Source organism: Parahaemophilus parainfluenzae (assembly GCF_001053575.1).
Lineage (GTDB): Bacteria > Pseudomonadota > Gammaproteobacteria > Enterobacterales > Pasteurellaceae > Haemophilus_D > Haemophilus_D parainfluenzae_S.
On sequence record NZ_JVSL01000037.1, the window covers coordinates 143,170 to 154,570 of the forward strand.

Here is an 11,401-nt window from a genome sequence, read left to right on the forward strand (position 1 = left end):
AAGGGCTTTTTGTATCTAAAAAATATTTGGTTAATGAGAAAAATGCGAAAACATTCTAATGACATTGTGGTTTGATGTATTGTCAAATAAGGAAGTGACTAGCCTTTCTACGATAATCGGAAAGGAGAAAACTTATGAACAAAACATTGGGAAGTACCTTGATTACCTCAGGGACGATGATTGGGGCAGGGATGCTTGCCATGCCTCTCACCTCTGCAGGAATAGGTTTCACGTTTACAGTTGTTCTACTTGTTCTTTTATGGATTCTGCTCACCTATAGCGCATTATTATTTGTTGAGGTTTACCAAACTGCTGAACATGATGCTGGTATTGGCACGCTTGCCGCACAGTATTTTGGTCGACCAGGACGAATTGTCGCAACTAGCGTATTAATGATTTTCCTTTATGCATTACTTTCCGCCTATGTAACCGGTGGTGGTGCAATTCTTGCTTCAACTTTACCTGATTTTGCGACGCCTGATCTCAAAATGAAAGGTTCTATCCTGGCATTTACGATCTTCTTTGGTATCTTCGTAGCAATTGGCACAAGCTTTGTGGATGCCTTAAATCGTTTCTTATTTATCGCGATGATTGCGGCTTTATTTATTGTGCTTGGATTGATGATTCCAGAAATTAAAATCGATAACTTAATGGCCATGCCAATTGATAAAGCGCTATTGATTTCGGCTAGCCCGGTTTTCTTTACCGCTTTTGGTTTCCACGGCTCAATTCCTTGCTTAAATAAATACTTAGAAGGTGATGTAAAAGCCTTAAGATTTTCTATTATTGTGGGCTCTGCAATCACATTAGTGGGTTATCTTTTATGGCAATTTTCTACTCATGGCGTGTTAAGTCAAAGCCGATTCTTAGAAATCCTTAATCAAGATCCAACATTAAATGGATTGATTGAAGCCGTTCGAGTGATTACAGGCAGCACCATTATTGCGGCTGTCGTGAAAATCTTCTCTGCCTTAGCACTGATTACCTCATTCTTAGGGGTCGCACTCGGTTTACTAGAATGTATTGACGACTTGTTAAAACGTGTATTCAATTTTTCTGCAAACCGTTTAAGTTTAGGTTTTTTAACCTTCCTTCCGCCATTGCTCTTTGCATTCTTCTATCCAGAAGGTTTCATCCTTGCATTAGGTTATGCAGGACAAATGTTTGCTTTCTATGCAGTGGTATTGCCAGCAGCATTGGTTTGGAAAGCTCGCCATCAACATCCAAACTTACCTTATCGTGTGCCGGGTGGTTCAGGGGTCCTACTCTTTGTCTCAATTCTAGGGATTATTATCGTGAGTATCCCATTCCTAATTAAATTAGGTATATTGCCTGAAGTAGTGGGCTAATAACACGATTAAGATAAAAAAGTGCGGTTAATTTCAACCGCACTTTTTTATGCTTTTCCTTTGATCGCTTTAAGATAGCGATATACGCTAGGTTCTGAGATTTTTAAATATTTGGCGACCATCGGAATGGCGCCTTTGATATTGAAAATACCCTTATAAAATAAGACTTTAATGGCATTTTCCCGTTGTCTTAAGCTGAGTGGTTTATCGGAATGTAATAGGGTGAAATCAAGGTATTCACAAAGGATATCTTCGATGGAGTTTTCGAGTTTTTCTTTATTAATTATTTCAGCTTCTTCCACTTCGGCAAAGGCCGCATCAATACCTAAAATATTGACGAAGTTTCCAAGATTTTCTAATGAAATTAATTTGGTCATCACATCAACCAACTCAGAGGTATCATGATTAATACAAAGGATGCCTTCTAATTTATCCCCATTTTTAATGAAATAAGTTGCACCTCGAATGACCTTTTCGGAATCAGCCACCGCTTTGTAGTTAAAGACAAAATCCTTATCTAAATACACTTTATCCTGCAACAAACTAGAACCAAAAGAACTAAGTGGAGAGGAAAGGGTCCTCCCGCTAACGTGGCTATTCGCAATGGCTTCCATATGAGCCTTATTCTTATCAAAAGAATGAAATACGACTTCGTATTTAGGGCCGAGAACATTTCCCAAAAAATGGGTTAGGCCAATAAAATATTTCTTTTGTACGTTATTCATACCAACTTAATCTCATTAATTTCAGCTTGCTATAGGTATTCTATAACCGCTTATTTTTTATAGCAAATATATTGTAAAAAACGGCAGGTTATCTATGGTGTTTTACTTTAAGTGAATCCCATAATGCTTAATGGGATGTGGTTAGACAATACTTCTGTGATATTCTTTGGTGTTGGGATTTTTATCTTTAAGACACTTCAAGTGAATCTTGTAAGAAATGCTAAAGCTTGTATCCTCATTATTAAGGATTATTACATACGAGATGATTACTAAAGCACATGATGAATTAAAATAAAAGGAGAAGTAGGCATGAGATATTTATTACTCATTTTAAAAAGATCTTTTTTGATGACTATCATTCTACAACTTATTTTTTATATAAATGCGTGGTTTATCACGGGGAATGTTGATCAGAGTGATTTTTTTGTAAGTAAGGAGCATTTGTTTTTTAGTTTAAAAATATGGGGCTCTCTATTTGTTTTATTTTTATTAATATATTCTTTAGGTGATAATAAATATTAATGGCTTACTGATGATGCAAGAATGAGATGATTAAGGTATGACAATGTTTTATTTATTAGAAGAATATGAAGATGAATTGTTATGGTCTGGAGATATATTTAGAGTTTTTATCCAGAATAAGGGGGAGAATTATTACACAGATCGAGTCGTGGACTTTATCATCTTTGAAACAGAGGATGTTGATAGACCGCTAGGGTTGCTATCTATATCTGGTTATAAGGCTGGAAAAATAGCGTTCATCTTTCCTAAAGAAGCTTTTAAAAAAGATGCGATTTATTCTTTAGATAAGAATTGGATAGAAAAAAACATATATGATTATTTATATCTAAACAAAGAGTGTGACAAAGTTTTTATATCAAAAAATGATTCAATACTTCCATTCTAATGTCTAGATTAAACTTACATAAAATAAATCGTTGGATATAAAGTGTGGTCAATTTTCAAAGAGTTTTAAAACCTCTTAAAAACTGACCGCACTTTTTTATTGAGAATATGAGTTTATAGAATTTTAAAACAAGTTTTGATATCATATCGCAGATTTATCAATAACTTAATCTCTGAAGTATAATGAAGAACTTATCTCGCTCTTTTCTTTCTAGTTTATTATTTATTTCCTCTTTCGCGTTGGCGGCGCCAAGCTCACCAAATGCAGATGTAGAAAAACAAATCGATGCCAAACAACAGAGGCAACAAGCTGAACAAGATGCGGCTATTTTAGCCCAGCAAACGCAATCCGCGAATGTGCGTTTAGAGGGTGAAAAAGAAGCCTCTCGTGGCTTTCCACAGAATGAAGCACAATGTTTTCCTATCAATCAATTGGTGCTGACCGATTATCAAGCTGAAGAAGAAAATTCATCAGCCTCTTCCCTTAAATTAATCCAACCAAGCCGATTCTCTTGGGCATTAAAGTCAGTTTATGCTGAGCGTGATTTTGCGCTGCCGGCTTGTATTGGCTCGGAGGGGATTAATGTCTTACTTCGCCGTATTCAAAATCGTTTAATTGATTTTGGTTATGTCACGACACGCGTGGTGGTGGAGCCACAGGATTTACGTTCAGGTATGCTCGTACTCACTGTGATTCCGGGTAAAGTAGGTCGTATTCAATTACAAGACCAAAGTGCGATTCCGTTTGCCACCCGTGGTACCTTATGGTTTGCCATGCCAATGGCGCAGGGGGATATATTAAATATTCGCAATATTGAACAAGGTTTAGAAAACTTAAAACGTGTACCGAGTGCTGATGCGAATATGGAGCTTGTGCCAACGGATGCAGTAGGTGAAACAGACGTGGTGATTGCTTATAAGCAAAGCTTACCTTTTCATTTAACCTTAGGATTAGATGATTCAGGCAGTAAAGCTACGGGTCGTTTACAAGGTTCAGCTACGTTTTCTTGGGATAACGTGCTAACACTTAATGATATGTTCTATATCAGTGGTACACGTAGCTTTAAACGTGATAGCGATGATGCGGAAGGCGATTATGGCAGTAAAAATGTCAGTCTCTATTATTCCATTCCTTGGAAGAACTATCTCTTAACGCTTTCCGGTTCAAAATATTCTTATCACCAAACGGTAGCGGGCGCATTTGAGTCTTACACCTATTCGGGTGAAAGCCAACAAATGAAAGCGAATTTAAGTCGCTTATTAACTCGTGGAAGTCTTCATAAAACCTATGTGAATGCCGCGTTATGGACGAAAAAATCGCATAACTACATCAATGACACCGAAATTGAAGTGCAACGTCGTCGTACCGCTGGTTGGGAAGTGGGACTTAATCACACCCAATACATTGGCGAAACAGTGTTACAACTGTTTGCGAACTATAAACGTGGTACGGGTGGGAATAAAGCCTTACCTGCTCCGGAAGAGGAATTTGGTGAAGGCACTTCTCGCATGCAGATTTTTACTGCAGGCATTGATTTTACCTATCCTTTCACTATCGGCAATCAACCTTTCCGCTTTAACACCAGCTGGAGTGGACAATGGAACGGTACACCTTTAACACAACAAGATAAATTGAGTATTGGTGGTCGTTATACCGTGCGAGGGTTTGATGGCGAGCTATCACTTTCTGGTGAAAAAGGTTGGTTATGGCGAAATGAGTTGGGTTGGGATATTGCCAATAAAGGACATGAGCTTTATTTAGGGATTGACCGAGGTAAGGTGCATTCTAGTCAAGAAGAGCTTCAAATTGGTGATAGCTTAATGGGTGGTGCAATTGGACTTCGCGGTAAATTATGGGGCATTAACTATGATTATTTTGTGGGCGTCCCAATTAAAAAACCGGAAGGATTTAGAACCAGTCATGTGACAACCGGATTTAATGTGAGCTACCGTTTTTAATGCTCACGCTTTTAGATGAATAAATTGATTAAAACCAAACAGAATTTAAAACTTTAAAGGAAATTAAAAAATGAATAAACGTCATTATAAAGTGATTTTTAGCCGTGTATTAAACCAGCTTATCGTGGTATCTGAGCTGGCAAAATCTCAAGGTAAAGCACAAAGTGAAAATGTGAGCTCAGAACAAGAAAAAACAGGATTATTTTCAACCGCACTTTCACTTAATCCTATTCATTTTAGCTTAATGTTGGCATTAGGCTTTGTCTTCTTATCGCCTTCTGTTCATGCAGAAGATATGGCAATTCGTGCTGATAAATCTGCACCAGGTAATCAACAACCTACCGTACTTCAAACCGGCAATGGTTTACCGCAGGTAAATATTCAAACACCAAGTGCAGGTGGGGTATCACGTAACCAATATTCACAATTTGATGTGGCAGAAAAAGGCGCTGTGTTAAACAATGCCCGCAAAGCAGCCCAAACGCAAATGGCAGGATGGGTGCAAGGTAACCCGAATCTTGCTCGCGGTGAAGCGAAAGTCATTCTTAACGAGGTCAATTCAGCGAATCCAAGCCGTTTAAAAGGTTATGTAGAAGTCGCAGGCAAAAAAGCAGATGTGGTGATTGCCAACCCAAGCGGTATCCAATGTGATGGTTGTGGTGTGATTAATGCTGGACGTACCACGCTGACAACCGGTAAAGCTGATGTAGAAAATGGTGAGTTGAAAGGCTATCGCGTAAAAGGCGGTAAGGTGACTGTTGGCCAAAAAGGGATGGATAACAGCCAATCTGATTACACCGATATTATCGCTGAGAAAGCGGAAATCAATGGTGGTGTTTGGTCGAAGAAAGGCATTAAAGTTACCACTGGTAAAAACAACGTTGACCGCACCAATGATTCAGTTGTGTATGTGGGCGATAAAATCACCGATAAAACCGACCACACTTCCGATACCCAAGGCGAAAACCAAAGCTACAGTGTGGATGTGAGCCAATTAGGTGGGATGTATGCTGAAAAAATCCATTTAGTGGATAACGGCCAAGGTCTTGGTGTACGCAATGCGGGGCATATTGGTGCATCAGCGGGTGATGTGAAGATTGATAGTCAAGGACGTATTGTTAATGAAGGGGTAATTAGCGCAACTCACCAAGCTGATCTTAATGCAGAAAAGGTTATTGAAAATAAAGGTAAAGTTGAAACTAAACAGGGGAATGTTGCATTGCGCTCACAAACTCGAGTAGAGCAGCATGGTTCAATTGTTTCACATCAAGGGGGGAGCTTTGTTCAAGCTAAGGATAAAGTTACTCAAACCGGTGAAACTGTTGCTAAGGGCGATATTCAGTATCAGGCAAAAAATATTGAAGTAAAAAGTGGTGCTTTAGTTGCTGCTGGCGTTACGGTACAGGATACTACGCAAGGTGAGATTCGTTCTCTAGATACTCAACATGCACAAGGTGCAAATCTTACTCTTTCAGCTGAAAAGACCATTTCATCCAAAGCAAAACATCTAGCGAGTGGTGAGATTAATGTGAGAGCGGAAATGGTTGATTTATCTGATAGTCAATTAAGTGGAGATCGCATCGCTCTCCAATCTGCTCAATCAGCTTTAAATCTGAATAAAACAACGCTATATAGCGAAGGAAAAACAACATTAAGCAACCCAAATCTTATTTCAACTGAAAATGCACATTTGAATGCTGATCATTTTGTGGTGGATAGTGTTCAACTTAATAATCATCAGGGCAGTTGGATTCAACGTGGCGCCGAAGCTTTTGCATTAAATGTACAAAAGGGATTAGACAATACTGAAGGAAAAATTGTCGCAGAAGGTACGCTTTCTGTTCAAACGCCATTAATTCAAAATAATCAAGGTGTGATTTGGTCAAATCAAGGTGTGAAACTTAACACAAATGCAGGACATATAGAGTCTCAATCTGGTTATTTATTTGGAAAAAATAGTCTTGATATTAGTACTTCAACCTTGAATAACCAAAAAGGTGAAATGTTAGGTGGACAGGTTTTATTGGCTGCACAGCAAGTTAATAATGAGGAAGGGAAGTTAATTGTCGGAAATCGCGCAGATTTATCAGTTAATCAATTTAATAATCAGCGTGGTATTGTTTATAACCAAGGTGAACTATCATTAAAGACAGAAAATTTACACAACCAAGATGGCATTATTTCATCTGTTTCTCGTGCGACATTGCTTGCAAATGATTTAAATAACCTTAAAGGAGTGATTCAGGGAGAGTCTGATTTAACGATTCAAACCCAAAATTTGAATAATACACAAGGTGATATTTCAGCGAAAACAGCAGCGATTTCTTCTGCTGCAATAAATAATGCACAAGGTGTAATTTCATCTCAGGATTTAACATTATCTGGTACAAATTTAAATAACAAAGGTGGCATTGTTCAAAGTGTGAATGCAACATTAAATTTGACCAAGATGGATAACCAGTCTGAAGGTGATAAAGGCTCTTTGGTTAGTGCAACAAATCGTTTAGTGTTAAATGTTACAAATGTAAATAATAAAAATACAAAAGCTAAACAAGATACCCCTACTCAAGGTATTCAAACAACTAATTTAGTAATAAATGCAGAGCATATTGAAAACCAATCTGGTGGTATTTATGCAGGAAAATCAGCAAATATTACAGTTAATCAATCTCTTGATAACCAACAAGGTGAGATTTTATCGGCTGGTCGAGTTGATATTGTAAATCCAGATTTAACCTTGGTTGTAAATAATGCACTAGGAAAAATTGAATCGGTGATTGGCACAACATTACAAGCCAAAACATTAGCGGATGAAGGTTCGATTAGAACAAAAGGTGATTTGGGTATTGAGTTAAATGATAGCTTTACGCTTAATAAAGCCTTTGGTGTAGGTAATAATCTTACTTTTAAAACAAAAGGTGATTTTGTTAATAATTCTAACCTTGTGGTAGGTAATTCAGCATCAGTTGAAGGCGCGACTATTCAAAATAATGCTAATGCAGAAATTTCCTCGATAAACACTCGCATTCAAGCCAATAAACTGGATAACTTTGGTTTAATAGATGGTGACACCACAGTGATTAAAGCCAATGATGTCAATAATATCGGTACTGCACGTATTTATGGTAGTCATCTTGCCATTCAAGCAAATAATTTAAATAATCTTGAGAACTCTGACGGAACAGCAGCGACTATCGCTGCTCGCGAGAGACTTGATTTAGGTGTTGGTAATCTAGTAAACCGTAATCATTCACTTATTATGAGTTTAGGTGATATCTATATTGGTGGGAAGTTGAATGAAAATAATCAAGCTACTGGTTATGCAAATAGTATTGATAACGGTAGTGCGACAATTGAAGCTTTAGGAAGTGGTTGGATTAAGACACATCATCTTTTAAACCAAGATTTACACCTAAAATTAGGTAAAAAAGTAGAAAAAGAACGAATTGATGAATATTCGTTAGGAAGTGATACACATCGTTACCGTGGAGGTAGAGATGGCTATTTCTATATCAATGATGGAAGCAGAAGTCGCCATTCTTATCTTAAATTGAATGATGGTTCGAGAATTGCGGGGGAAGGCTGGAAAAGATGGCATTATACTCGTACAACAACAACTTCTACAATTGAACATCAAGATCCAGCAAAAATCTTAATAGGTGGGGAATTGCATCTTTCTGGAGAAGATCTTCATAATAAACAGAGCCAAATTCTTGTGGGACAGAAAGTGCTACTGGATGATAAAGTCTTTACTCAATCGACAAATGATCGGTTGCGTAGCTCAAAATCTAAGTTAGAAAATGATGATTTAATCGGTAATATTGATATCACAGATCAAGGTGAATTTGTTCAAGAAAAACATATCAGAAGAAAAAGAAAAAAATATTACCACTATCACAATTACAAAGATTTTACTGATGTTCATCCAACCCAAGATTTTAGTTTTGGTTTGAAATTATTGACAATTGGTGAACCTGTCGAAAAAACAGGGACAACTGTTAATGGTAAATCTGATTTTCAAGGAGTATCTCTTGAACAGAAAACACCTTTAAAAACAGATCTCAATGCAAATCGTGTTGATTTAGCAGCGCTTACCTCTGGTTTGGTAAAAAATAAAGATAATCTTGGTATAAAAACACACTTACCGGATATTTCATTACCACAGGCAAGTCTTTATAAAATTAACCCAGCAGCATCAGGACAGTTTTTAGTTGAAACAGATCCACGTTTTACACAGAAATCAAAATGGCTAAGTTCTGATTATATGTTTAAGCAATTACGCAATGATCCTCAAAATTTGCTTAAACGTTTAGGTGATGGTTTCTATGAGCAACGCTTGGTGAATGAGCAAGTTAATAAGCTGACAGGAAGACGTTTCCTTGATGGGTATTTATCAGATTATGATCAATATAAAGCTCTGATGGATAATGGGGCACAATATGCTAAGCGTTTAAATTTGATTCCAGGCGTAGCATTAACATCAGAACAGATGAAAGAACTAACATCTGATATGGTGTGGATGGTTAAACGTGAAGTTACACTCAAAGATGGTAGTAAAGCAGAGGTATTGGTACCACAAGTTTATATTGTTGGGCGTAATACGGATATTGACAGTCGTGGTGCAGTGATTTCTGCAAATGATGTGATTATCAATACGCAAGGCGATATGAAAAATAGTGGTGTGATTGCAGGTCGTAACCTTACCCACTTAAGTGCCAATAATATTGAAAACTTGGGTGGAAAACTGCAAGGCAGAGAACTTTATTTGTTTGCGAAAAATCGCCTAGATAATTTAGGGGGTGAACTTAACGCTACAGAAAATTTGGTTGGTCATGCGAAAAATATCAACATTTCCAGCACACTTTCTGAAACAGCAGATAATGAACACTTTAAGCATAAAACGATTAATCGTGTTGGTGCAATTAATGTAGGAGAGAAAAATAATCCAGGGCAGTTGTTATTACAAGCCACGGAAGATATTACCTTCAAAGGTGCACAGATTAATGTGAAAGGGAATGCGGATATTCAAGCTGGCAATACGCTTAATGTTGGTACGGTAGAAACTGAAAATAAACAATATTTTGTAAAAGACAGTAATAACTATTATAAACTCAACCAGAATAATGAGATTGGGTCAGAATTTAATATTGAAGGCGATGCTCGTTTTGTTGGTAAAAATGCTATTGAAATGCGCGGGGCTTCTGCGGTCAGTAATGGCACAATGAGCGTGCTTTCAGAAGGTGATATTAATATTCATGAAAGTCGTCAGCAAGAACGTTTATCAGAGGCAACAAAATGGACTAAGCATGGTGTATTCCAATCAAAAGGCGAAACTCGTCGTCATAATCATAATTATGATATTGCAGAGGGCTCAACCTTAGATGCAGATAAAATTTATATTCATTCGAATAATGGTAATGTCGATATTCAGGGTTCAAATGCTGTAGCTGAAAATGGATTGGTTATTAAAGCAAATAATATTGATATACACGAGGCAGAGAACCGAGTTTACTCCGATGATTATTACAGCAAAAAAAGATCTGGAGCGCTTAGTGGTGGTATTGGTATTACCTTTGGTTCTCAAAAGCAAACCACAGAAAGTGACGAAACGAAGCGTTATGCACAAAGTAGCCAAGTGGGCAGCTTAAACGGCAATACGACGATGATTGCTAAAGACACTTATACTCAAACAGCGAGTGCAGTGAGTGCCATTAAAGGCGATGTGAATATTCTGGCGAAAAAAGCTGATATTAAAGCGGCAGATGACAAATATGAAACCAATACCAAACAAAAATTTGAGCAAAAAGGTTTAACTATTGCTATTACCTCCCCTGTTATTTCTGCTATTCAAGCAGTACAAGGTGCAGTGCAATCAACTAGACAAGTAGGTGAAAGTAAGCATGGTCGTGTGAATGCTATGGCAGCAGCTAATGCTGGTTTTGATGCTTATCGGGCAGCTGATAGCGTAATGAAAGCTGGCGACTCTATTCAAAAAGCAATGAGTAATAGCGATGTGGATTCCGTAGTAGGGGTGCAAATCACTTACGGCCAACAAAAGAGCGAATCACGTACTCATACTGAAGGAAAAACCGCAGCCCAATCTCAAGTTAATGCGGGCGGCAAGGTGAATATTGTGGCAACGGGTGCTGGAAAGGATTCAAACATTAATATTGAAGGTTCAGACATCTCAGGTAAGCAAGGCACAACATTGATTGCAGATAACCAAGTCAATATTAAAGCCACAGAACAAAACCACCAAGAACGTAGTACCAATAAATCTTCTGGCTTTAATGCAGGAGTTGCTATTAAAGTTGGCAGTGGTGTTGCTGCAGGTATTACAGTAGGTGGTAATTACGGAAAAGGCTATGGCAATGGTGATGAAACCACTTATGTCGCAAGCCATGTAGGTGATAGCCAAAGTAAAACAGTGATTCATGCAGGTGGTGATGCCAATATTATTGG

General features: G+C 37.7%; 5 protein-coding genes. 4 read left to right on the forward strand and 1 reads right to left on the reverse strand.

Features of this window, described 5'->3' with window-relative positions; translation table 11 throughout:
• Window positions 1–134: 134 nt before the first annotated feature.
• Window positions 135–1,349, forward strand: a complete 1,215-nt coding sequence (locus AC979_RS08220) for an aromatic amino acid transporter (protein ID WP_049365085.1) — start codon at window positions 135–137, stop codon at window positions 1,347–1,349.
• Between the two features lie 47 nt (window positions 1,350–1,396).
• Here AC979_RS08220 and AC979_RS08225 read toward each other — a convergent pair whose 3' ends face one another.
• Window positions 1,397–2,074, reverse strand: a complete 678-nt coding sequence (locus AC979_RS08225) for a helix-turn-helix transcriptional regulator (protein ID WP_049373790.1) — start codon at window positions 2,072–2,074, stop codon at window positions 1,397–1,399.
• Between the two features lie 565 nt (window positions 2,075–2,639).
• On the opposite strand from AC979_RS08225, the gene imm45 reads away from it, so the two are divergent.
• The 3 genes from imm45 to AC979_RS08245 all read left to right on the forward strand — a co-directional run.
• Window positions 2,640–2,981, forward strand: a complete 342-nt coding sequence (imm45, locus tag AC979_RS08235; protein ID WP_049373792.1) for an Imm45 family immunity protein — start codon at window positions 2,640–2,642, stop codon at window positions 2,979–2,981.
• A 182-nt stretch (window positions 2,982–3,163) separates the two neighbouring features.
• Entirely contained in the window at window positions 3,164–4,939 is a 1,776-nt protein-coding gene (locus tag AC979_RS08240; protein ID WP_049373793.1) for a ShlB/FhaC/HecB family hemolysin secretion/activation protein, read from the forward strand.
• A 70-nt stretch (window positions 4,940–5,009) separates the two neighbouring features.
• The coding region (locus tag AC979_RS08245; protein ID WP_049373794.1) for a hemagglutinin repeat-containing protein at window positions 5,010–11,401 on the forward strand (6,392 nt) is incomplete at its 3' end.

Bases quoted from the DNA above. Each gene is read 5' to 3' on its own strand.
- AC979_RS08220 (WP_049365085.1), top strand. From the start codon at position 135: ATGAACAAAACATTGGGAAGTACCTTGATTACCTCAGGGACGATGATT.
- AC979_RS08225 (WP_049373790.1), bottom strand. From the start codon at position 2,074: ATGAATAACGTACAAAAGAAATATTTTATTGGCCTAACCCATTTTTTG.
- imm45 (WP_049373792.1), top strand. From the start codon at position 2,640: ATGTTTTATTTATTAGAAGAATATGAAGATGAATTGTTATGGTCTGGA.
- AC979_RS08240 (WP_049373793.1), top strand. From the start codon at position 3,164: ATGAAGAACTTATCTCGCTCTTTTCTTTCTAGTTTATTATTTATTTCC.